Here is a 22,656-nt window from a genome sequence, read left to right as displayed (position 1 = left end):
GACGGGTGGAGGCCTGCAAGTGTAGTGAGAGTCATTTGCAATTGGAACTCCCCCGCCCTGCCCGTCCCTCCTCGCGAAAGGCGCGCCGGTGCTACATCACTCGCGCGGCGGCTCAGCACCCTCGGCAACCCTGACGAACACCGGGTTGGAATAGAACCAAAGATCCGCCCACGGATCCTCGCCGGGCGCGTCCGCCAGTGCATCCACCGCACCGGTGCTGTTGCCCCGCACTCGCACGAAGCCACGGCGCGGCGGCACCGGCACTGACCAGCGCGCCACGATCCAGTCGCCGTCACGCTGCCAGGTTGCGGCGTCGAATCCGCGCCGCTGCATCTGCAGCGCACCGCCCTCCTCCCTGCCGCCCATGATCAGCTCGATGCGCTTCAGCGCCGGATGCTGGCCGTTCGCGTTGGCGCGCGCCGGCTGCCGTACCCGTACCTCCACCTGCATCGTCTGCGCTGGCGGCAGCACCAGTGTGCCGCCCATCCCGGCGCTGGAGTCGCCCGCGGCTACCCGCAGCTCCAGCGCATCGATCAGGTCGCCGGTGACGGTGAACATGCGGCCGTTGCGCAGGGCATCCAGGATGTCTTCGGCCTCCGGCCGCGCCCACGCATAGGTCTTGCTGTACTCGCCCGGGTCGTAATCGCGCCCACCATCGCGCAGGTTCACATGCGAGTCGGAATTGGCGGTGATCCAGAAGCGGATGCCATCGGCCAGCATCTGGTCCCAGATGCCGCCGACTTGCGCGGTCATCTGATCGTAGCCGCCCAGTGTCGGCGCGGCCGCGTTGCGGTACAGCCCGCGTTCGCTGCGGATGGCCTGGTGCCCGGGGGCGCCCTCCATGCCCACCAGCACGTGGGGCGCAGCCGCGTGCCAGCCGCGCAGCTCGTCCGGGGTCACCTCGCCCCACTCGCCGATGCCGGTCGCGGTGCGCGAAGGATGGTTGATGAACAGCAGTGGCGCAGGGGCCAGGCCGCGCAGGTAGGTCAATGCCGCCTGCATCTGCTGTTCACTATCGCGGCTGCCGTGCAGTGGCTCGCTGCGGCTGAAGTCCCGCTCGGCGACGACCAGCTGCTCCTGCTCCTGCGGGCCCGGCGCGATGATCAGCGAGGCGTGCTCACCTGCGGGTACATCGAATTCCATGCCGTTGAACTGGATCACCTCGGGTACATCGGTGCGCGCCTGCAGCAGCGCGGGATAGGCATGGTCGCGGGTAACCGCGGAGTGGCCGTGGCCACCGTGGTCGGTGTGGACCATCCAGCGCAGGCCGAAGGCCCTGGCCTGTGCCGCGTTGTGGCTGCGGCTGTAAGGCGAGTCGCCACCGCGCACTGGCGTGGGCGGCGTGGTGCGGCGGTCCCAGTCCACGCTCCATTCGCTGTGCACATGGTGGTCGCCGGCCAGCCATTGGCGGCCAGCGTCGTCTGCCGTCGTTGCCGCCGCCGGGGCCGAGAATGCCGGGGCCGCCGCTGCGAGCAGCGCCAGCATTACAAAATTCTTCATGGATTCACCTCTGAAAAGCTCACGGACGACGCACGGACCCTTGCGGGTCCGCACGCTGCCGGTGCGTGGATGCCTGCTTAGAAGTCCGCGCGCAGGCCCAGGCTGATGCGACGGCCCGAGGTCTCATCCATGGTCGGGAAGGACGGGTCCATGGTGTAGCCGCTGGTCCGCTCGTTGGTGAGGTTGATGCCCTTCAGGCTGATCTTGATGTTGTCGGTGATGCGGTAGCCGATCGACACATCCATCTGGCCGTACGCATCGCGCCAGATCGGGTACAGGTTGTAGCCGATCGATTCGACGTAGGCGCCCTTGTGGTTGTAGGACACGCGCGCGTCGAAGCGCGAGTTTTCGTAGTAGGCGGTGAGGTTCCAGGTCTTCTCCGAAAGCCCCGGCATCGGGGTCCGGATGCCCAGGCTGGATTCGCCGGCCAGCGAGCTGTCCAGCATGGTGTAGTTGGCATTGATGCCAAACCCGTCCAGCCACGGCGTGAACATGTTCAGCGGCAGCTGTGCTACCAGTTCAACGCCATCGACCTGGTAGGAGCCCTTGGCATTCACCGGCTGGTAGACATCGAAATCGTAGATGCCATTGAGGCTGCCGTTGGCGTTGTACACCGCCACATCTGGTACCACGCCAGTCAGCGAGTTGATCACCACGCCATCGATGTTCTTGCGGAAGTAGCTGGCGGCGAACAGCGCGCCGTTGTCCAGGTATTTCTCCAGGCCGACCTCCCACTGCTTGGCATAAGTGGGCTTCAGCTCAGGATTGCCGTCGGTGAAACGGTAGGAGCCCCAGCTGGCGGTGCGCTTGTAGGCGATGTCGGTCAGCGCCGGGCGCATCATCACCTTGGATGCCGCCGCGCGCAGCAGCAGGCCGTGCGACAACTCGGCGGTCATGTTGAAGCTGGGCAGCAGGTCGTCATAGCTGCCGTCCTTCGACACCGGGGTGTCGGTGTAGCCGGTGCTGCCGTTGGGCAGCTGGATCGGGTGATAGCCGAACGAATCGACCTTCGTGTCCACGTAGCGCGCTCCGGCGTTGACGGTGAACGGCACGCTGCCGATATCGAAGGCGAAGTCGGCCATCGCGTAGAAGCTCATCACCTTCTCGTCCACCTGGTAGAACTGGCCAGGATCGAACGGGGTCTGGAAGCCTGCGTAGCGGAACGCGCTGCGTGCGTAGTCGTTGGAGATCTGCTGCCACGCCAGCCCCTTGTTCGAGTAGCTGCCGCCAGGAACGATGTCGTTGATGTACTGCAGTGGGCTGTCGGCCATCGTGCGGGTGTTGACCCAGGCGCTACTGCCTGCGGTCGGCCCGGTGATCTTCAGCTCGCCGTACTGGCGCTCCTTGGAGCGATCGGTGTAGCGCGCGCCGAACCGGACCGTGTGCAGCGCGGGCAGGAAGGCCATGTCCAGCAGGCGGGTGACATTGACCTGGGCGGCGTACTTGTCGTCCTTCACTTTCTCCAGCGTGGTCTCGTAAGCCTCGAACAGGTACCGGGCCGGGTCGTTGTACATGTCGAAGCTGCCGGCGGCGGCGGTCGGAATGGTTTCACCGCTGCTGCCGGTCCAGCGGGTGCGCGACGGCGCATAGGCCACGTGCTTGAGGTTGGAGAAATCCGAGGTCTTTTCCGCGCCGGAGTAACCCACCAGCGCATCCACGTACCAACGGTCACCCTTCCAGTCCATCGCCATGCTGTACTGGCTGTAGTCGGTCTTGTTGATCCGCTCCTTGCTCAGCATCTCGTGCTGGGTGGCGGTGTAGGAGACATCGCGCAGCACGACCATGCCGTACTCGGACAGCGTGGTGGCATCGTAGGCATGGATGGTGTCGAACGTACTGCGGCTGGAGGCCGAATAGGCGGCCGCATCGTACTCGTCTTCGGTGCTGTCATAGCCGCCGACCATCGCGTCGAAGGTCAGGCTGAAGTTGTTGCTGGGCTTGTACTGCAATGACCCGGTGGCGCCCCACTTGTCCTGCTCGTTGAGGTAGACGCGGTCGCCTACCTTGTCCTGGAACACGACCCGGTTGGTCTGCTCGGCATCATTGCGATTGGTGATGTTGACACCCGCATCGCGCAGCAGCACGGCCTGCGCCTGGGTGCCGCGGGTGCCCGAGGCAGTGAGGAAGCGCGAGGACGGCCGGAAGTTGATGCCCGAGGTCGAGTCGGTGCGGTTGGTGCGCTTGGACTGCGAATACGAGACCAGCGCGCCCCAGTCACCCCAGGTATCGGCGGCGAGGAAGGCAAAGCGCGGGTCCACCTCCTCCGAGATGCTGTTGTGCGCGCCCTCGGCGGAGAACACCAGCTTGCGTTCGTTGTAGTCGAACGGACGTGCGGTGGAGATCTTCACCGAGCCGGCAATGCCGCCCTCTTCGTCGGCGGCGGTGGGCGACTTCTGCACGGTCACCTGCTGGATGATCTCCGAGGCGAACATGTCGAACTCCACGTCGCGACCGCCACTGCCCGAGGCGGTCGCCAGATCGTTGATCGAAACGTGGGTGTACTCCGAAGGCAGGCCGCGCACATTGACCTTGGTGCCCAGGCCCTTGTTGCGCTCGATGGTCACGCCGGGCATCCGCTGCAGGGCTTCTGCAAGATTCTGTTCGGGAAAATCGGCCACGTCGGTCGCAACGATCGAATCCGAAAAGCCCACCGTGGCGCGCTTGATGTCCACGGCCTTCTCCAGGCTGCGGCTGTAGCTGCCGGTGACCTGGATGGTTTCCAGGTTGGCCGCCTGCGCACCGGAGTTCGCAGCGCCGGCCGGCGCCGATGCCGCAACTGCGCCCACCACCCCTTCGGGTGCTGCCAGCGCGGAGGTGGCTGCAGGAGCGCTGGCGTCCTGTGCCTCGATGGTGACCGTGGTGGCATTGAGGTAGCGGTAGCGCAGGCCGGTGCCGGCCAGCAGGCGGGTCAGCGCTGCGTCCGCGCTCAGGCCGGCCGGTACGCCCGGCGTGCGCGGATTGCCGGCATTCTGTGCGTTGTAGACGAACTGCAGGCCAGTCTGGCGCGACAGCGCGTTGAGTGCCCCGTCCAGCGGCTGCGAGGCGATCGCTTCGCTGGCGACGCGGGCCGGTTCTGCGGCGTTGGCGCCGGCCGTGGCGGTGATCTGCAGTGCAAGGGCAATGGAAAGGAACAGGGTGCGGCGCATCGTAGGGTCCAGTAGGGAATGGCGGTGGTCGCGGAACAGGTGTGTTCCTGCATTCCCCATCTACGAGGGCGCAGCGCGCCGATCGGGCACCACTTATTCGATGAATTTTTTCTTACAGCGCCTGCGGCGTTCCAGCGCGCAACCGCACATGGATTCCGTCCGGTGCCACCCGCGTGACCAGCGTCGGCTGCTGGTCGAGGAATGCGCGCAGCGACGCAACGTCATCCGCGCGCAGGTTGCCGGTCAGGCGCAGCGCGCCGGCGTCGTCGCTCACGTGCAGGTGCAGCGCGTTGCGCCGGTTGAAGCGGTCGGCTACGTCGCGCAGCGCCTCGTCGCGGAACAGCACCCGCCCGGTCCACCATGCCGTCATGCTGGCGGCGTCTTCCTCGCGGATGCGCACGCGCTGGTCACGGTAGTCGACTTGTGCGGCTTGCCCGGCACCAAGGTCGGCCAGCATGCGGCCGCGGCCACCATCGCCGCGCACGTGCACGCGCCCCTCGCTGACGCCGATACGAGCCTGCTCGCGCAGCAGCGAAACATCGAACGTGGTGCCGATGTCCGTCACCTGCAGGCCAGCAGCATGTACCGCGAACGGGCGCCGGTCCTTGGCCACAACAAAGCTGGCCTGGCCACGTTCAAGCTCGACGCGCCGCCCCAGCAGGGTCATGCGTACCGAAATCTCGCTTTCAGCGTCCAGGCGTACTACGGTGCTGTCGGGCAGCGTGACCTGTCGCGGCATGCCATGTGCGGCTGCGTAGTGCCCGGTGCGCGGCCACGCAACGGTGGCGCCTGCGCCGACAGCCAGCATCAGCGCCGCCGCGGCCGCGATACGCGGCAAGCCGGGTGTGGGCCGTGCCCGGCGTTGGCTCGATGCGGCGGACGGGCGTGGCGACAACCGCACGACGTTGTGATCATTGCGCGTCGGCGCGGGAGCCTTCAACAGTGCGTCGACGTCATCCGGCATGCCGCGCAGTGCATCGCCCAGCGCACCGGCCACCTCGCTGATGGCCATGTACTCGCGCAGGTGTTCGGGGGAGACCAGCAGCCACTGCATGAAGGCATGCTGCTGCGAAGGGCTGAGGTCGCCTTCGCGTTGCAGCGCGTGCCACTGCGCGGCGGCCAGGGTCAGCGCCGAGGGATGTTCAGTGGCCACGCTCACGACCTCCCTGCCGGTTCGGCCAGCGCCCGGCGGCACACCGAAAGCCCGCGTACCACGTGCTTCTTCACCATATGCGCTGACACGCCCATGCGTTCGGCGATCTGCTTGTAGCTCAGCCCGTCGCGGTACTGCATGACCAGCACCGCCCGGGTGTGTTCGGGCAGGGTCTCCAGCAGCGTCTGCAGGCGCTGGCGGCGCTGCTCCCGTTCGGCGGCATCTTGCACGCATTCCCCGCTGGCCAGGCTTTGGCCCGGGCCTTCGATTTCTTCGATGGACAGGGTCGACCAGCGCCGGCGCGCGGCCTGCTCGCGTGCCAGATTCTGCGCGACGGTGAACAGGTACGCTTCCGGGTTGGCGATCGGCTCGCCTTTGCCTTCATGCGCACGCAGCAGGCGCAGATAGGTTTCCTGCACCAGGTCTTCGGCGTCCTGCCGCGCACCGCGTCGCACGAAGAAGCCACGCAATAGTGGCGCGTGCTCTTCGAACATGCGCGCCAGGCGCCGTCTTGCCTGTTCGGCCACCTGCGTCGCCCCTACCCCCTGAAGTGCGCCGCAAGGTACGGGCGCGGTGTGACGCCTTCATGACGGCCGCGCAGCGGCGCCGGGCTCTCCCCTTCCCTGCCGCGGCTCTGGATCGGCACCCGACGGTCTGCAACGGCGCTGGCTATCGCCGCTGACCCGCTGCCGGGTATCGCAGCTCACTCCTGCCTGACCCCGGTATGGCGGGCGCCATTGCGCAGCAGCGAGAACGCGGATGCCCGGCCACGTTCATCGAGCTGGAAATCGAGTGCCATATCCTTGGCGGTGAAGAAGAAGCGGGTGCTGGATTGGGCGAACAGCTCCATGCGCTCGGCGCCGAACAGGTCACTCTGGAAATACAGCCGGTCGCCTTCGGCGATGACGTGCGCAGGCGTGTCATGCAGTTGATAGTTGCCTGCGACGGCCGCATTGGACCGGGCATCTGGCGCGATGGCAGTCTTCTCGATGACCTTGAACTCCGGCCAGCCATACTCGGCGGCAATGCTGACCAGGAGCTCGTCGATCAGCGCGGCACCATTGTCGCTGTTGGTCATCACCACTGCGCCCTGCCCCGTGTGCGAGTAGCCATAGAGCTGGGTACGGAAGCCATCGGTGCCGCCAGAGTGCCCAAAGCTGGTGCCGGCCCCCACCTTTTCAACAAACACGCCCAGCCCGTAGTCCCCCAGTTCGCGGTGCAGCAGGGTGGCCGCCATCGCGGGCGACAGGATCTTGCCGGGAACGCTCCCCTGTGCCTGCTGGATATCGACGACCACCTTGGCCAGATCGCCTGGGGTCGTCCACAGCGCAGCGGCGGCCGATTCCGGATAGACGTGCCAGCGGCCCACCACCGGCTCGCCATCGCTGTGATGCGCGGTCGCGGTACGTGCCTGCCAGGCCGCGGGTGGCGTGAGCGCAAAGCTGCTGTCCTGCATCTGCAGTGGGGCGAGGACAAGCGCCTGCATCAGCTCGGGGAAAGGCTGGCGGGTCGCGTCGGTCATCATGAGCTGGGCGACACTGTAACCGCCTCCCGAGTACGACCATTGACTGCCGGGCGTGGACACCACTCGAACCGCCTCAGAGTTGGCGGGGGGCGTGCCGTCCAGCACCTGCACCAGTGACGGAACCGCTGCACCTTCCGCGTAGCCCAGGAACCCATGCACGTTCATGCCCGCGCTGTGGTTGAGCAACCGTCGAAGCGTGACCGGGCTTTGCCGGGTGAATGGGTTCTGCGGGATTTTCCAGCTGCTGAGCTGCGTGTTGGCATCGGCATCCAGCGACAGCGTGCCATTCTCAACCAGGCGCAATGCCGCCATCGCGGTGAGTGTCTTGCTTACAGAGCCGGCCTGGAACAGGGTCTCCGGCGTAACCGGGCGCTTGCCGCCTGCCTCGAGCTCGCCGTAGGCACGGGCCCATTCGACATGACCGTTGTTGATGACGGCAATACTGACGGCAGGAACCCTGTGGAAGGCCATGCGGTCCATCAAGCGCATCCGGCGATCAGGCGCACCTTTCACAACGACCGGCGTGGACAGCCCCTGCTCTACCCGCGCAATGCGTGCCTGCACGTCCGGCGTGGGATCACGCTCCGGCACTCGGTCGGCGTGCGGTTGGGAAAGCGCGCATGGCGAAAGCGCCAGCATCGCGATCGCGGCCAGAAAGCCTCTTGCAGAGGCGAGCGTGCGGCAGCTGGATGGGAGGCCCATCGACAACATCTTCCTGGTGCTGGACATGTGTGCAGTGTCTCGCTTGGGGTCAACAAGCAACGGGATGGGAGAGTGGCTTCGGAGTGTCGAACCACGGCCCGGCGTGGGCGCCTGCCAGAAGTCACTGCGTGCGCCGTGCCCCGGCGACGTGCCCGCAGCCGTCCCGGGCGACCCCGCCCGGGCCATGCCCGACTGCCGGTACTACAGCGGCAAGTCCTGGTCCCAATAGGGGTCAGGACCGAAGCGCTCGACAAGCCAGTCGACAAACACGCGGACTTTCGGCGCAAGCTCGCGTGCGCTGGGATAGATCGCCCACAGCGTCTGGGTGGAAACCAGCGGAAATTCCCGAAGGATCGCAATCAGTTTTCCCGACCGAAGCTCTTCAGCAACGCACCAGGTGGCCATCAGGGCGATTCCGAGGCCGTCCAGGGCGGCATCGCGCACCGCAGCACCATCATTGATCCGGATGGAGGGCGCAACGCGCCTGGCGATCACCTGGCCGTCCGGGTCCTTGAAGGTCCATAGATCAAGCGTGCCGACGACCAGGCAGGCATGCGCATCCAGCACGTCGGGGGACCGTGGTTCGCCGCAGCGTTCAAGGTAGGCGGGTGAGGCTACCAGGACGCGCTTGTCCGGAGAGATCCGCCTGGCAACGAACGACGAATCTGCCAGGTCCGCATAACGGACCGCCACGTCGAACCCTCCTTCCAGCAGATCGACAACGCTGTCGGAAATCCGCATGTCCAGTCTGATCTCAGGGTAGCGGGCGGTGAAATCAGGCAGCCCTGGAACAATATGCAAGCGCGTGAACGACGACGGCGCAGCGATGCGCAACACCCCCCGGGGCGTCGCATGCTGGTGCCCCAACGCACTGCGCGCAACCGCGGCGGCCTCCAGCAGGTGCTCCGCATGTGGCAGGAAGGCACGGCCATCCTCGGTCAGGGTCGTCGACCGGGTCGTCCGATGCACCAGGCGGGAACCCAACTGCTTCTCGAATGCGGCCAGGCGTGCGCTGGCTGTGGCCGGCGTGATGCCGAGATCCCGTGCGGCCGCGCTGATGCTGTCCAGCCGGGCGATCCGCGTGAACAGGGTCAGGTCGTTGAGGTCCATTACGCGCGTCTCGTTGCCGGCAGTGGGCATCATCACCCAAGCGACGGGGACGCGTCACCCGGCGCGCAATGAAGCGGCAGCGGCACTTTCAAGAATCCCTTGAAGGAGATTCCTGTATCGCCCGGCTACCGGCGGTCTGCGGCGGAGCCCACGATTGCTCCCGTTGCAGGCCGATCCGCGCCCGCACAGACCACAGGATACGAGAAGATGAATGACACCATGAAGGCGATGGTCCTTCGCCGCTTTGGCGGTCCCGATAGTTTCGAGATGCGTGACGTCCCGGTGCCGGCAACGGGCGCGCGCCAGGTGCGTGTACGCGTCCACGCGACGGCGGTGAATCCGCTTGATTACCAGATTCGTCGCGGCGACTACGCAGATCACGTGCCACTGCCGGCGATCATCGGCCACGACATTTCGGGCGTGATTGAAGAGGTCGGCGCCCTGGTCAACGAATTCCGCGTCGGTGACGAGGTCTACTACACGCCCAGGATATTCGGCGGTGCGGGCTCCTATGCAGAACGGCACGTTGCGGACGTGGATCTGGTAAGCCCCAAGCCGGCGAACATCAGTCATCTTGAGGCGGCAAGCCTGACGCTGGTCGGTGGCACCGTATGGGAAGCATTCGTGACCCGTGCCCAGCTGGCGGTGGGTGAAACGGTGCTGATCCATGGCGGTGCAGGCGGCGTTGGAACCATCGCCATCCAGGTCGCCAAGGCGATGGGCGCACGCGTGATCACCACGGCGCGGGGCGGCGATCATGGCTTCGTGAAATCGCTGGGTGCGGACGAAGCGATCGACTTCATGACTGACGATTACGTCGAGGCCGTTTCCACGATGACACGTGGCCGAGGCGTTGAGGTCGTCTTCGACACCATCGGCGGCGACACGCTGGCACGAAGCCCCCGGGTGCTCGCAGATGCAGGACGTGTTGTCAGCCTGGTCGATATTGCACAGCCGCAGAATCTCATCGAGGCGTGGGGTCGAAACGCGAGCTACCATTTCGTGTTCACTCGCCAGAACCGCGGCAAGCTGGATGCGCTGACCAGACTCGTGGAGCGAGGATTGGTGAAGCCGGTTCTGGGAGCCACCCTGCCGCTCTCCAGAATGGGGGAAGCGCATGAGCTGCTCGAGAATGGAGGCCTGTACGCGCTTCGCGGCAAGGTCGCCATCGACGTGGTGGGAGAAACGGTGCAGGTGCCGTCGGCCTTCCAGGATCGTCTGGCAGGTCCGCGATGAGAGAGGGTGCCGGGATAACGGAGTTGGCGTTCCTGAGGGTAAGGGACAGCCATGGACCCGCGTTTGAAGCCGCTTTCGCGGGGGCCGCCGGCTTGGTCAAACGTGCAGAGGGCCATCTCGGGCACCGTCTTGTACGGGCACTAGATCACGCCGACCTCTACCTGCTGGAGGTGCATTGGAGGGATCTGGCGGCGCACGTCGAGGTGTTCGAGGCCAGCGAAGCACATGCGGTTCTCATGGAAACACTTGAGCCGTTTCTGGTTGATGAGCCGCATGTGATCCATGTGCCAGCCCATCCAGGCATGGACCTTCCACGCCAGCAACCGCGTCGAGGGGCCGCGTAGCCCTGCCTCGTCACGAATCACGAATCGCCCATGCGCCATTCACCGATCCGTGAATGCCCCCTGCGCCACCATGCAGCTGCGCCGAAGCGTGGCGCAGCAACATGCAAGACAACCGTTGAACGCACGAGCCTTCCCCACTCAGTGCAACCGAACGGATGATGGTGTTCATACCCATCGCTGCTGACGCCCCGAGAGGGCATCGTCGTGATCGGATCTGAGGCGTGCGCCATGCGCCATGCGGCCTGCACGCGCAGCGCCACGGCAGTGGCAAGCATGGCCGAATCACACTGCGGCATTTCATTCAAGATCCCGCAGAGGCGGAAATCTTAATTCTTCAGAATCCAGATGCGTGCCGCGCGCCGCCAGGGCGCATGATGAGCGCCCCCAAGGTTCAGGGATTCATTCATCTTCATGCGTGACATCGGACAGTTCTATGTAACAAGCGTCGAAGGAGTGGCACGTGCAGATGGCACCTTGCTCCAGGTAACCCGGATTGATTGCTCGTGCCTGAAATGTTCCAGGTCTTTCAGGGCCACCCCCGGCCATGGACTGGTCGACCTCAACGGTGCTGCCGCCCTGGATTGTCCGGAGTGCGGCAACCACCAGTCGGTCAGTCGCGCCAGGCTTGAGGAGTTCAACGTCGGTGGCGGTGGGTGAGCGGGCATTCCACGTCGCCTCAACATTGCGCCCACGCTCCCGATATCCCCTTGGTTCTACCTTCCTGACATAGACCCCATTCGGCGTAGCAATGAGTCATACCGGCATCTTCAAGATCACCGACCTCACTTACCGACCTGGCGCGGAAGGCGGGCTGGCCCGGGCCCTGCAGATCGAGGCCACGTGCACGGCCTGTGGATCGACCAGCGTCTGGACCGAGCAGGACATGGAGCATGTGGCCGGCGGCACGGTGCTGGCCTGCCGCGCCTGCGGAACGCGGCAGGCGATCAGCAATGCCCGCCTGATCAGCTGCCCATCCGACATGCGCCATCCGCGCCGCTGAGCTGGCCGCAGCCTATAGCGGCCGGCCGCCGCTCGCGTCCTGGCGGGATGCGCGGTTTCCGCGCACCCAACCCAGCAGTGCGCCGGCAAGGAGCCCAAGTAGGATCATCGATGGCGCTCCTTCTGCACCCGGCACACCTTTATGGAATTGCTTGTGCCTGACAGGCGTCGCCGTTCTGGCACATCACACGCTCGATCCAGTCGATGTACCGCGAGACGCGGGCGTTGTAGATCATCTGTCCATAGAAGCCAGCGTCCAGAGCGTGCTCCGGAACCGCGCTGATCCAGGAGCCGAGGCCGACCAGCTGTTGACTGCCGCCAACCGTGATCAGCAGCGGGCCGCCACTGTCACCGCTGCCCAGCACGCCCTCCAGTGGCAGGCCCTGCGGCGGCGCGTCGAAGCGATACCAGAGGTACCGGTCATTGCCGCCGGTGATCGTGTTGTTGGCCTCGCGCAGCAACGTGCGATGCGATCCTCCCGGCAGCAGCCCGATGGCGCCGTTGCCGGTGGCACCCTTCCCTATCAGGGTGGCCACTTGCCCGGCCTCGCCGGCGCCGCGATACAGCGCGACCGGGCGCACACCGCTTACGGGTGCAGCAAGCCGAACCAGCGCAATGTCATCCGACGAGGCCAGGAAGGCGTGGATCTTCGAGGGGCTGCCTGTTGCCAGGGCCTCCGTTCCCAGTGCGTCCGGCATGCGCTTGAAGCCGGGATGCAGGAAGACCCGATCGACGCCATAGCGCTTTCCATCGATGGCAAGGGCAGCACCCATGCCTTCCATGGGTGCCGCATGCGCGGCAGTCAGCACCCAGCGCGGTGCAATCAGCACACCATGACCCTCGCCCGGCATGTCGGCCAATGCGGGCAGCACAGCGGCGTCGATGCGGTATCGGGCGTCGTCAACGTCGTGGCGGATCACCACTGCTCCCGCGGCGAACGGCAGTGCGGCCAGCGCGAGGAGCAACCGTCGGGCCATGGATCGCGTTGTCCGTGCCATCACGTCGCGCCGCCGAGCCGACCCGGTCCAGGCAGAAAATGCCGGATTCACTCGGCCTCCAGCTCGGTGAGGATGCCGCGCAGCCGCGAATCATTGGGTGCGAGCGCCGCGGCCCTGCGGTAGCTGGCTTTCGCAGGCCCGGCCTGCCCGCTTGCACGATAGGCTTCGCCCAGGCTGTCATGCACGTTGGCGGCGTCCGGATGTGCACTGGCATTCCACTGGAAGACCGCCACCGATTCCGGCAGGCGTTTCATCCTCAGCAGGCGATAGCCCAACGAATTCAACGCCTGTTCGGAGGTGTCGTACTGGCTGGCGGCAGGCCCCAATGCCTCATAGGCGCGAGTCATGCCGGTTACGCCTTCCGAAAGCGCCGCCGGCACCAGCAGCGTGGCCAGATTCTTCTTCGCCAGCGCCACCGGCTTGCCGTGCAGCACTCCCATCAACGCCTTGCCCAGGCTCGCGGCGGTTTCGCCCTGCCAATAATTGTCCAGCACGATCACCACCGACTGGTCCTGCCCGGAGCGGAGCCAATAGGTCTGGTAGCCCGGAACGCTGCCCGTATGCGATTGCACCGGGTAAGTGCCGCCCGCTGCGAGGGGCCAGTTCTCCACTTCCCAACCGTAGCCATAGCCCGACCGGTGGTTGGTCCACATCGCGCGTCGCGCGGGTTCGGCCAGCAGTGTGTCGCCCTGCAGGGCCTGGTCGAGTCGGAACAGATCGTCGACCGTGGAGTACAGGCCGGCCGCCGAATAGGAAACGCTGGGATCAATCGGCATGGGACGCGCCAGGCTGAAGTCCGGCCGGGTCTGGTACCCGGTTGCCAGGCGCGGAATCAGTTCGCTGGCGCGATACAGGCCGCTGTCATTCATGCCGGCCTTGTCCAGAATCCGGCGCTGCAGGTTGGCCTCGTAGCTGGCGCCCGTCACTTTCTCGATGATCAGGCCGAGCAGGAAGTAGCCATTGTTGTTGTAGCGCCACTCAGCCCCCGGAGGGCTCTGCAGCGTGCCCGGAATCCAGGCCTTGGCGAAGTCGACGGGCTGCAACGCGATCCGGGCCTGCGTCTGCCACCACGGGTCCTCGTAATTGCGTGGCAGGTCGACAATGCCGGACGTGTGGTTCAGCAGTTGCGCCACCGTCACCGCGCCAGCAGGGGTATCGGCATAGAGTGCGGGCAGGTATTCGCCCAGCGTGCCGTCCAGCCGCACGATCTTGTCCTGCACCAGCTGCATCACCAGGATCGCGGTGATCGGCTTGCTCAACGAGCCGATGCGGAAAACGCCGTCCTCGACGTTCGGTACCTGCCATTCCCGATTGGCCAGCCCGTGCGCGCCGCGATACAGGATGTGCCCGTGCTGGGCGACAAGCACGACGCCATTGAAATCCCGGTTTTCTGCGTAGCTGTCGACCAGTTGCGCGATCTCGGCCGGACCCGCGGCCGCCCTCGCCTGCCCTGTGATACCGATCAGCAACACCAGCGAACCTGCCGCAGCGAAAACCACCTGCAGCAGGGAACGCTTCCACTCCATGGAGAACTGCAGGACGGCGCCGGGCATCTACCTACCTCACTGGTTGATGCCGCAGTGTAGCCGTGCCGGGCGGCCGCAAAGCAGGCCTGGCAGCCATGACTGATGGCCTATCAATGGCTGGGCTGCACTTACGCCTTGCGTCTTAGTGGCGCTGCATCTCCCTGCCGGCGAGATGAAATTACGCGTCAGCTGAGCATCGGCTCGCCTAAAGCGACCACCACCCCACCCTCCCTTCATTTGCGTTACTCGAAGGAAGGGTGAGGGCGGCGGGTTCACTCAGGATGCCTGGTTAATTGCTGCGTCAAGGGTCTTCCTATTCTTTTCGTCCGCAAAAATTGCCCATGAACTGAAGAGATAGAAATTCTCCCTATTTCTCCTTATCTCCGACTTCAGTATTTCACGACACTTGTCTGCAGTGCCAACCATGATATGAGCGCATGCACTTGCCGCCTCACTCCCCGACTTTTCGATCACGTCAAGAAGTCGAGACTTCTTTGGGGACTCACCCTGCCGGGCGCGCGCGAGCTCATAATTAACAATTAACGCCGGGTGGTTGATGCTCCAGCCAATCTGGTCAAGCGCCGCCTTTGCGATATCTTCCGCCTCCCTATACTTCTTTAGTATAATTAGATCGTGAATCTCGTCATTCTTCTCGTTGACGCCGGTCATTCTTAGGGAGTTCATTGCGCGAAGTTGCGCCAGGGCGCCTTCGATATTTCCTTTTGAAATAAATTCAAGTCTACTTAGTAGGTGCCTTTGGATTGGATACAGTGATTTTCCATGCTCTTCGGTAAGAGTCGCGATTGCATGGGAGTCCTGCTTGTAGCTCAGATATCTAGCGAGAGTTAGAATGTCTTCCGACGTTTTTTCTGACTTGATTGCTGATTTCATTGAGGCAATAGCCCCATCCAGATCTCCGCTAGCCTCCATCAAATGCTTTGCTTTGCGAACCAGAAATTCACGACTATTCGATAGGTCTGCATCAAGATTAACTTCGCTAACTTTTTTTGATAACTCCGAATGTCTCTCAAGACTCGACATGGCATCCATTTCGAGCCAAATGTAATCAGCTCTTAAGTACTGGGGCTTCGATTTCGATGCATGCGATATTTCGGATAGGAGCGCCGAAGCGTCAGCTGATGTCCGATCCTCCTTGTATCTGGCGAGACGATTAACCCGAGCTCTGAAGGCGGTGAGAGAGGTCGGATCCATGGCTGAACATTTTGTTATGATGTCTTCAATTCGGCGCTTGTATTCATCCTTAGGGATAGCCTCCTGAAAAAGGTGCTTCGAAAGTAGCGACCAGGCCCAATTTGTCAATCCCGGGTTACATCTCACACTTTGTTGAAAATGATAGTCAATCCTGGCGTTTAGCTCAGTGCTATCGAAGCCTAGCACTGCTCCGCGCGCGTCGAGCATGGCGGAAAGGGCGGCATTATGGACTTTGAACTTATGCGGCGCAAATTCGAGGCAGGAATTTATAACATCCATGCGCTCTTTGTGATCGAGGAGAAGGTGGCTCTTTCGGATGTAATTGTCCGGGTCAAGTGGATCAAGAGAAATCAAATCATCCAGTACGCGAATTGCAGCGCGAATATCTCCAGCCAGCTCTTCAGTTCGCACAAGCAAATCGTAGAATCGATCTCTCGCCCTGTTTCCAGGTTGCTTTTCCAGTTCTGCCTTAATTCGCTCGCGCGCTTCAATAAGAGAGTTGGAGTCAATCAGTCGGCGAATCTCAAGCATCGCGACCGTCTCCCGATCACTCAGCTCATCATCATCTGATTCCTGCGGGAATCTCTTGTAATCCCTAAAGGTACTAAATAGCTCCTCGCGAGAATTCTGGCGCTCAAGTATTTCGAGATCCCTCTTTATCACTTCCGACGTTGAGCTTCGCAGGTATGTGTTTTCACAAAATCCTTTTATTATTGTACGGGGCTTGTCGTTTACGATCCCGGTATCGATGGGCAGATTGCTTCCTATTAAGTCATTATGCAGCTGACCCATCAGCTCGTCGAATCCGTCAATTTCAACAAAATACACTCGATCGCGCCAGAGTAGCTTAATTAGCTCATCACTGGGTGTCTCACCCTTTCTAATGCACCAATAGATTCCATGCTTAAAATGATCCTCACTTCTGAGGAGATACTGAAGAACATCCATTATGGAGCGATCGCAGCCACTGTACCCGACTACAACCAGACCGAAATTCCTTCCAAATTCGACGAATTTCTTTCTAGTATTTTCCTCAAGCGACTCAGTCTCCCTGACTGTCGACTTGATATCATCAAAAAGATAGTCACCATGCAGTTTGATGATCTTAGGCCTGGCCGATGTGACGGATACGCTCGATATTGCAGAGTCGTGCGCGCACATCATGGGCCTGCTCTGGGAGAATTGAAAAAAAGACTCAGTTAGGAGGTCATCAAAGTTTGTGGTGAACATGGTATTAATGAAACCAGTATCCACAAGTCTAATTAGGTAGGCGTATCCAAGATTGGGAGACTTGCCAGCCACCTCCTTCTCGACGAACATTCTTCTTTGTCGAGGCAAATCAAAATTCTTCTCAAAAAGCGCAGAATACTCTCTGGTGGAGTTGTACCAGACACCCTCGGTCTTACTCAGGCGTTCGCGGGCTACCTGAGCGTCGTAAGGTTCACCCGGGAATAGGCGCTCGAAGACCTCTTGGCGCCACTGCTCCACCAAGGCACTTGCACTTCGTACGCCCGAGGATACCGAGCATCCCGCCCCCAAAAGAAATGAATAATTGGGCACCTCAGATGTGCGCGACGAAATAAATCGACTCAGATCAGCGTAGGTTCGCCGCTTTGCTGATAGCTGCTTCAGTGGATCATGATCCATCACTCCCCCCCTGGTTGATAAGTTCTCTTGTGATAAACGCGTGCGCCATGAAACGGGCAGCTCGAGTATCGCACCACTACGATGTCATTTGGCGCCCAAAGAGCCACTAGCAAGCGCGCCTGCGAAGGATTGCAAGCGTCTTGCGCCGCTGAAAAGGAGCCCAATCGGAAGCTGGCTGCAATCCGGTGCGCACTATCTGTATCGCGCAATCCATTCCAGCGATGGCGCAATGCCGCCGAACGGGAAGAAATGCGGACTGACCGGGCCATGGGCGTCCGTCAGCCCCTGCACCAGACGGTCGACAAAGACCTCCGGCCCGGCCGTGCCCAGCAACCGGCCGATCGAGATGCCGTACCGCGCCAGCATCGACGCGCTGGCACCTACACCGCACATGGCGGCGTAGCGGACCAGCCGTGCGATGCTGGCCGGCCCCGGCACACCGACCAGCACCGGAACGCGGATGCCACGGGCGCGCAGTGTATCCAGCCACGCCAGCACGACTTCGGCGTCGAACGCGAACTGGGTGACGATCACCGGCGCCATGCCGCGCGCATGGATGCTCTCGCATTTCCGCTGAAGCACCTGCCAGCGATCATCGCTGCTCATCACCGGGTGACCTTCCGGGTGACCGCCGACGCCGACCACCTTGATGCCGGCACGCTCAAGCAGCCCGGTCTCGATGAGCGCGCTGCTGTCGGCGAAGGGTCCAGCGGGCGCAGACAGGTCGCCGGCGATCAGCAGGCAACGTTCGATACCCGCTTCAGTGGCGGCACGTTGCAGGAAGCGTTCAAGGCCCGCGCGCGAGCCGATGCGGCGGGCAGACAGATGCGGCATCGGCGCAAACCCGAGCTCGCGCACCGTGCGCGCGGCCGCCAGGCGCACGTCGTCGTCTTCGTTGGCAAGGTAAGGAATGGAGATCGTCGTTCCGGGGGCGATACGGGCGGCTTCGGCGCGTAGCGCCGGCATGGCCTTGGCGCTGACTTCCAGTGAAAAGGCGTTGATGAAGGCGTCTGCCCGCAATGACGTGCCCGCCGACATCAACCGGCCCCACGCAGGTTGCTGGCGATCGGCGTGCTGTTGCGGGCCAGTTCGACGAAGGCCTGCAGGTAGTCGATGCCGGTATCGGCCTCGCGCGCGCCCAGGTAGATCTGCTTGGGAATGCCCTTGGCGCCAAGCCGCACCGGCACCACGTCCATGCGCGCGGCGTACTCCTCCACCAGCCAGCGCGGCATGGCGGCCACGCCGCGGCCGCTGGCCACCATCTGCATCATGATGTCGGTGGTCTCGATGGCCTTGTGGCGCCGGGGCGTGATACCGGCCGGCAGCAGGAACTGGTTGTAGATGTCCAGGCGCTCGAACGGCACCGGATAGCTGATCAGCACTTCCTGGGCAAGCTGGCGCGGCTTTACATGGTCGACCTTGGCCAGGGCGTGGTTCCCGGCCACCACCAGCACCTGCTCGTAGTCGAACACGGGGACGAACTTCAGGCCCGGCTTCAACAGCGGGTCGGGGGTGACCAGCAGGTCGATCTCGTAGCCGAACAGCGCGCCGATGCCGCCGAACTGGAACTTCTGCTTGACGTCCACATCCACATCCGGCCACGCGGCCAGGTAGGGTGAGACGATCTTCAGCAGCCACTGGTAGCAGGGGTGGCATTCCATGCCGATGCGCAACGCGCCGCGCTCACCCTGCGCGAACTGGCCCAGGCGCTCTTCAGCCAGGTCCAGCTGCGGCAGCACGCGGTTGGCCACGGCCAGCAGGTACTGCCCGGCCTGGGTCAGGCGCAGGCTGCGGCCTTCGCGCAGCCAGACATCGGTGCCCAGCTGCTGCTCCAGCTTCTTCATGCTGTGGCTGAGGGCCGATTGGGTGAGGTTGAGCACGCCGGCAGCGGCGGTGAGTGACCCCTGCTGCTCGACCTGCTGCACGATGCTCAGGTGGATTCGTTCCAGCATGACGATGAATCCTGCTCATGGATGTGTGAAGTAAAACCATTTTACGTCATGGAAGGCGATCACTAGCATCGGGTCATGCTTTCAGCCAACCGCCCCCTCCGCGTCGTCGCCGTTTCCGGCGGACTGCAGCGCCCCTCCCGCGCCGCCACCCTGTGCGAACACCTGCTGGACCTGATCGGCGAGGTGGCCCACAGCGATCGGCACCTGATCGAACTGGGCGGGCTGGCCCCGCAGCTGGCCGGTGCCCTCTGGCGCTCGCAGCTGCCCGACGCCGTGGAGCGCGAACTTGCCACGGTCGAACAGGCCGACGTGCTGGTGGTAGCGACCCCGGTCTATCGCGGCTCGTACACCGGCCTGTTCAAGCATTTCTTCGACTTCATCGACCAGGACGCACTGGTCGATACGCCGATCCTGCTGGCTGCCACCGGTGGCAGCGAGCGCCACGCACTGATGATCGACCACCAGCTGCGGCCGCTCTTCAGCTTCTTCCAGGCCCGCACCCTGCCGTTGGGGGTCTACGCCACCGACCGCGACTTCGCCGACGGCCGGCTGCACAACGCGGCCCTGATCGAACGGGCGCGGTTGGCGGTGCAGCGGGCGATGCCGCTGCTGGCCCTGCCCCGCCGGGCGATGCCCATCACTGAAGCCACTGCAGTCCTTTGAATGCCGGATGCCCTCGCCTGCATCTGGATGTCACCCCGCAACACGGAACGCCACCCATGACCACCGACACGTTCAGCTTCAGCATCACGCGCATCCCCTTCAACGAGGATTACCAGCCCGCTGACGGCACGCGCATCACCACCAATTTCGCCAACCTCGCCCGCGGTACGTCGCGCCAGGAAAACCTGCGCAACACGATCAGCATGATCAACAACCGCTTCAACGATCTGGCGCACTGGGACAACCCGGGCGCGGACCGCTATGCGGTCGAGCTGGACATCATCTCGGTGGAGATGCACATCGATGGCGGTGACGGCAGCGATCCGTTCCCGCTGATCGAAGTGCTGCGGCCGACCATCGTCGACACCCACACCGGCGCGCGTACCGCAGGCATCGTCGGCAACAACTTCTCGTCCTACGTGCGTGACTACGACTTCAGCGTCGTGCTGCCCGCCAGCAACGAGGGCAAGCCCACCTTCAGCATTCCGGAAGGCTTCGGTGACCTGCACGGCAAGCTGTTCAAGCACTTCCTGGAATCGGATGTCTACCGCGCCAATTTCAGCAAGGCGCCGGTGATCTGCATCAGTGTTTCCAGCAGCAAGACCTATCACCGTACCGAGAACCACCATCCGATCCTGGGCGTGGAGTACCGCCAAGGCGAGTTCTCCCCCACCGACCAGTACTTCGACAAGATGGGCCTGCAGGTGCGCTACTTCATGCCGCCGGGCAGCGTGGCGCCGCTGGCGTTCTATTTCCGCGGCGACCTGCTGGGCGACTACTCGAACCTGGAGCTGATCGGCACCATCAGCACCATGGAAGCGTTCCAGAAGATCTACCGTCCGGAGATCTACAACGCCAATTCCGTGGCCGGCAAGGTCTACCAGCCCAGCCTGAAGCATCAGGACTATTCCTCCACCCGCATCGTCTACGACCGCGAAGAGCGCAGCCAGCTGGCGGTCAAGCAGGGCAAATTCACCGAAGAGCACTTCATCAAGCCGTACCGCGCCGTGCTTGAACAGTGGGCTGCCCGCTGAACCAACGATTACCCATTCGCCCCAGGACACAACACGCAATGTCGATGAAGAAACTGCTCCCCACCTCTACCGCCGGCAGCCTGCCCAAGCCCTCCTGGCTGGCCGAGCCCGAGAAGCTGTGGTCGCCCTGGAAGCTGCAGGATGACGGCCTGGTTGAAGGCAAGCAGGACGCCCTGCGACTGTCGCTGCACGAGCAACAGCATGCCGGCATCGACATCGTGAGCGACGGTGAGCAGACCCGCCAGCACTTCGTCACCACGTTCATCGAACACCTCAACGGTGTCGATTTCGAGAAGCGCGAAACCGTGCGCATCCGCAACCGTTACGACGCCAGCGTGCCCACCGTGGTCGGCGCAGTCAGCCGCCCGAAGCCGGTATTCGTGGAGGATGCGAAGTTCCTGCGCCGGCAGACCTCGCAGCCGATCAAGTGGGCACTGCCCGGCCCGATGACCATGATCGACACGCTGTACGACGCACACTACAAGAGCCGCGAGAAACTGGCGTGGGAGTTCGCGAAGATCCTCAACGAAGAAGCGAGGGAGCTGGAGGCGGCCGGCGTGGACATCATCCAGTTCGACGAGCCGGCCTTCAATGTGTTCTTCGATGAAGTGAACGACTGGGGCGTGGCCGCGCTGGAACGGGCCGTGGAAGGGCTGAAGTGCGAGACTGCTGTGCACATCTGCTACGGCTACGGCATCAAGGCCAACACGGACTGGAAGCAGACGCTGGGATCGGAATGGCGCCAGTACGAGGAGTCGTTCCCCAAGCTGCAGACCTCCAGCATCGACATCATCTCGCTGGAATGCCACAACTCGCACGTGCCGATCGACCTGATCGAACTGGTGCGTGGCAAGAAAGTCATGGTGGGCGCCATCGACGTGGCCTCCAACACGGTCGAGACCGCGGACGAGGTGGCCAGCACCCTGCGCAAGGCGCTGCAGTTCGTCGATGCCGACAAGCTGTACCCGAGCACCAATTGCGGCATGGCGCCGCTGCCGCGCGAGGTGGCACGCGGCAAGCTGCGTGCGCTCAGCGCCGGGGCGAAGATCGTGCGTGAGGAGCTGTCGGCCTGACACCGCTGCGGGGTGCCTGGGCTGCCGGAGCCTGGCCCGAGACCGGCCAGGCTCCACTGCGTGCCTGCACATCCGGCCTGCGTGGCGGGGCCGACCGCAGTGCGAGAACCTGCTTGATCCGATCGATTTCCCCTGACCCGGCCGCAGCCAGGCGCCGCGCCTGCTGCCGCTGCTCGCGGGTGAGCATCCCCGGCGGCGCGGCGGGCGTCAGCGGTGCGGGGGCGCCGAGCAAGCGCGCCACCGCCTCGCGTAGGGGCACCTGCGGGTAGAGCCGCACTGCCCACCAGCGTTCGGCACAGCGCCTGGCCTGGCGGAGGCTGGCGGCGGGCACCTGCCTGCCCTGCGACCGCGGTCGTGCATGCAGGTACAGCCGGACGCCCGGCGCGGCATCTGCCACGATGCTTGCCAGCGGACGCCCGTTCCACCACAGGTCCCAGCGCCCGCCGCGCTGGATCCAACCGACAGGGCGCGCGGCGGTCCGGTCATCGGCGGGGTCGAGGGAGGCGTGCATGGGCGAAAGCATACGATCGCCCGTCGCACGGACTGAGATTGGAACCGGGTCCCGGCCGCTGGACCGGTTCGACGTTACGCGGCACTCACCAATCCGGGCCGAGCAGCTTCGATACCTCGATTTCAAGCCGCTGCGCCGCTTCGGTCTGCGAGGCCACCTTGATGCACAGCCCGGACTGCGCCGGCCCCGGCTTCAGCTGATAGCGGTTGATGGTGCCGCCACCCTCGCCGTCCAGTTCCACGCGTGCCACCAGCGTTCGGCCGTTGGCAATGAAGGTCCAGTCCTGATAGTCGAACATCGCGCTTCCACAGATAAACACGTCACG

The 22,656-nt window shown here is 63.6% G+C and carries 19 protein-coding genes; 6 read left to right on the top strand and 13 right to left on the bottom strand.

Features of this window, described 5'->3' with window-relative positions:
- Positions 1-96: 96 nt before the first annotated feature.
- From ACMZPQ_RS07585 to ACMZPQ_RS07560, 6 genes are all read right to left on the bottom strand, one after another.
- Positions 97-1,500, bottom strand: coding sequence for a CehA/McbA family metallohydrolase domain-containing protein (locus ACMZPQ_RS07585; RefSeq protein WP_312647320.1), 1,404 nt, complete (start codon positions 1,498-1,500; stop codon positions 97-99).
- Between the two features lie 77 nt (positions 1,501-1,577).
- Entirely contained in the window at positions 1,578-4,646 is a 3,069-nt protein-coding gene (locus ACMZPQ_RS07580) for a TonB-dependent receptor (protein ID WP_197580210.1), read from the bottom strand.
- Positions 4,647-4,758: 112 nt separating this feature from the next.
- On the bottom strand, positions 4,759-5,805 hold the full coding sequence (locus ACMZPQ_RS07575; protein WP_414485933.1) for a FecR family protein: 1,047 nt from the start codon (positions 5,803-5,805) through the stop codon (positions 4,759-4,761).
- A complete protein-coding gene (locus ACMZPQ_RS07570) occupies positions 5,802-6,293 on the bottom strand; it encodes an RNA polymerase sigma factor (RefSeq protein ID WP_414485932.1) in 492 nt (163 codons plus the stop codon). The genes ACMZPQ_RS07575 and ACMZPQ_RS07570 overlap by 4 nt, the downstream gene beginning before the upstream one ends.
- A gap of 209 nt (positions 6,294-6,502) precedes the next feature.
- Complete coding sequence (locus ACMZPQ_RS07565; protein WP_312646534.1) at positions 6,503-8,053, bottom strand: serine hydrolase domain-containing protein; 1,551 nt, start codon at positions 8,051-8,053, stop codon at positions 6,503-6,505.
- A gap of 174 nt (positions 8,054-8,227) precedes the next feature.
- Positions 8,228-9,136, bottom strand: a complete 909-nt coding sequence (locus ACMZPQ_RS07560) for a LysR substrate-binding domain-containing protein (RefSeq protein WP_197580213.1) — start codon at positions 9,134-9,136, stop codon at positions 8,228-8,230.
- 207 nt (positions 9,137-9,343) lie between these two features.
- On the opposite strand from ACMZPQ_RS07560, the gene ACMZPQ_RS07555 reads away from it, so the two are divergent.
- Positions 9,344-10,372, top strand: coding sequence for a zinc-binding dehydrogenase (locus tag ACMZPQ_RS07555; protein ID WP_197580214.1), 1,029 nt, complete (start codon positions 9,344-9,346; stop codon positions 10,370-10,372).
- Positions 10,369-10,716 (top strand): antibiotic biosynthesis monooxygenase family protein, encoded by a 348-nt coding sequence (locus tag ACMZPQ_RS07550; protein WP_197580215.1) that lies wholly within the window; start codon positions 10,369-10,371, stop codon positions 10,714-10,716. The genes ACMZPQ_RS07555 and ACMZPQ_RS07550 overlap by 4 nt, the downstream gene beginning before the upstream one ends.
- Positions 10,717-10,726: 10 nt before the next feature.
- Here the strand turns inward: ACMZPQ_RS07550 and ACMZPQ_RS07545 are convergent, their stop codons facing one another.
- Entirely contained in the window at positions 10,727-10,885 is a 159-nt protein-coding gene (locus ACMZPQ_RS07545) for a hypothetical protein (RefSeq protein WP_414485931.1), read from the bottom strand.
- 579 nt (positions 10,886-11,464) lie between these two features.
- On the opposite strand from ACMZPQ_RS07545, the gene ACMZPQ_RS07540 reads away from it, so the two are divergent.
- On the top strand, positions 11,465-11,716 hold the full coding sequence (locus ACMZPQ_RS07540; RefSeq protein WP_197580216.1) for a hypothetical protein: 252 nt from the start codon (positions 11,465-11,467) through the stop codon (positions 11,714-11,716).
- Between the two features lie 139 nt (positions 11,717-11,855).
- On the opposite strand, the gene ACMZPQ_RS07535 is transcribed toward ACMZPQ_RS07540, so the two are convergent.
- From ACMZPQ_RS07535 to ACMZPQ_RS07515, 5 genes are all read right to left on the bottom strand, one after another.
- A complete protein-coding gene (locus ACMZPQ_RS07535) occupies positions 11,856-12,692 on the bottom strand; it encodes a trypsin-like serine protease (protein ID WP_197580241.1) in 837 nt (278 codons plus the stop codon).
- Positions 12,693-12,760: 68 nt separating this feature from the next.
- Positions 12,761-14,266, bottom strand: a complete 1,506-nt coding sequence (locus ACMZPQ_RS07530) for a serine hydrolase (RefSeq protein WP_197580217.1) — start codon at positions 14,264-14,266, stop codon at positions 12,761-12,763.
- Between the two features lie 249 nt (positions 14,267-14,515).
- The gene (locus tag ACMZPQ_RS07525; RefSeq protein WP_312646536.1) at positions 14,516-16,939 is read right to left on the bottom strand and encodes an SIR2 family protein; all 2,424 of its coding nucleotides are present in this window, start codon (positions 16,937-16,939) and stop codon (positions 14,516-14,518) included.
- 351 nt (positions 16,940-17,290) lie between these two features.
- The gene (locus tag ACMZPQ_RS07520) at positions 17,291-18,136 is read right to left on the bottom strand and encodes a methylenetetrahydrofolate reductase (protein ID WP_197580219.1); all 846 of its coding nucleotides are present in this window, start codon (positions 18,134-18,136) and stop codon (positions 17,291-17,293) included.
- Positions 18,136-19,050: a LysR substrate-binding domain-containing protein gene (locus ACMZPQ_RS07515; RefSeq protein WP_197580220.1), complete on the bottom strand. Its 915-nt coding sequence runs from the start codon at positions 19,048-19,050 to the stop codon at positions 18,136-18,138. The genes ACMZPQ_RS07520 and ACMZPQ_RS07515 overlap by 1 nt, the downstream gene beginning before the upstream one ends.
- A 75-nt stretch (positions 19,051-19,125) precedes the next feature.
- On the opposite strand from ACMZPQ_RS07515, the gene msuE reads away from it, so the two are divergent.
- From msuE to ACMZPQ_RS07500, 3 genes are read left to right on the top strand one after another with little or no spacing between them, the layout of a single operon-like run.
- Positions 19,126-19,713: an FMN reductase gene (gene msuE, locus ACMZPQ_RS07510; protein WP_197580221.1), complete on the top strand. Its 588-nt coding sequence runs from the start codon at positions 19,126-19,128 to the stop codon at positions 19,711-19,713.
- Between the two features lie 56 nt (positions 19,714-19,769).
- A complete protein-coding gene (locus ACMZPQ_RS07505; RefSeq protein ID WP_197580222.1) occupies positions 19,770-20,747 on the top strand; it encodes a putative oxygenase MesX in 978 nt (325 codons plus the stop codon).
- Positions 20,748-20,791: 44 nt separating this feature from the next.
- On the top strand, positions 20,792-21,820 hold the full coding sequence (locus ACMZPQ_RS07500) for a methionine synthase (RefSeq protein ID WP_312646538.1): 1,029 nt from the start codon (positions 20,792-20,794) through the stop codon (positions 21,818-21,820).
- A 596-nt stretch (positions 21,821-22,416) separates the two neighbouring features.
- On the opposite strand, the gene ACMZPQ_RS07495 is transcribed toward ACMZPQ_RS07500, so the two are convergent.
- Positions 22,417-22,629 carry a hypothetical protein gene (locus tag ACMZPQ_RS07495; protein ID WP_197580224.1) on the bottom strand — a complete coding sequence of 71 codons (213 nt, stop codon included), beginning with the start codon at positions 22,627-22,629 and terminating at the stop codon, positions 22,417-22,419.
- Positions 22,630-22,656: the final 27 nt, after the last annotated feature.

The organism is Stenotrophomonas maltophilia, from assembly GCF_047497515.2.
GTDB lineage: Bacteria > Pseudomonadota > Gammaproteobacteria > Xanthomonadales > Xanthomonadaceae > Stenotrophomonas.
The sequence above is the reverse complement of the archived record's forward strand: the minus strand, read 5'-3'. Positions and strand labels throughout refer to the sequence as shown.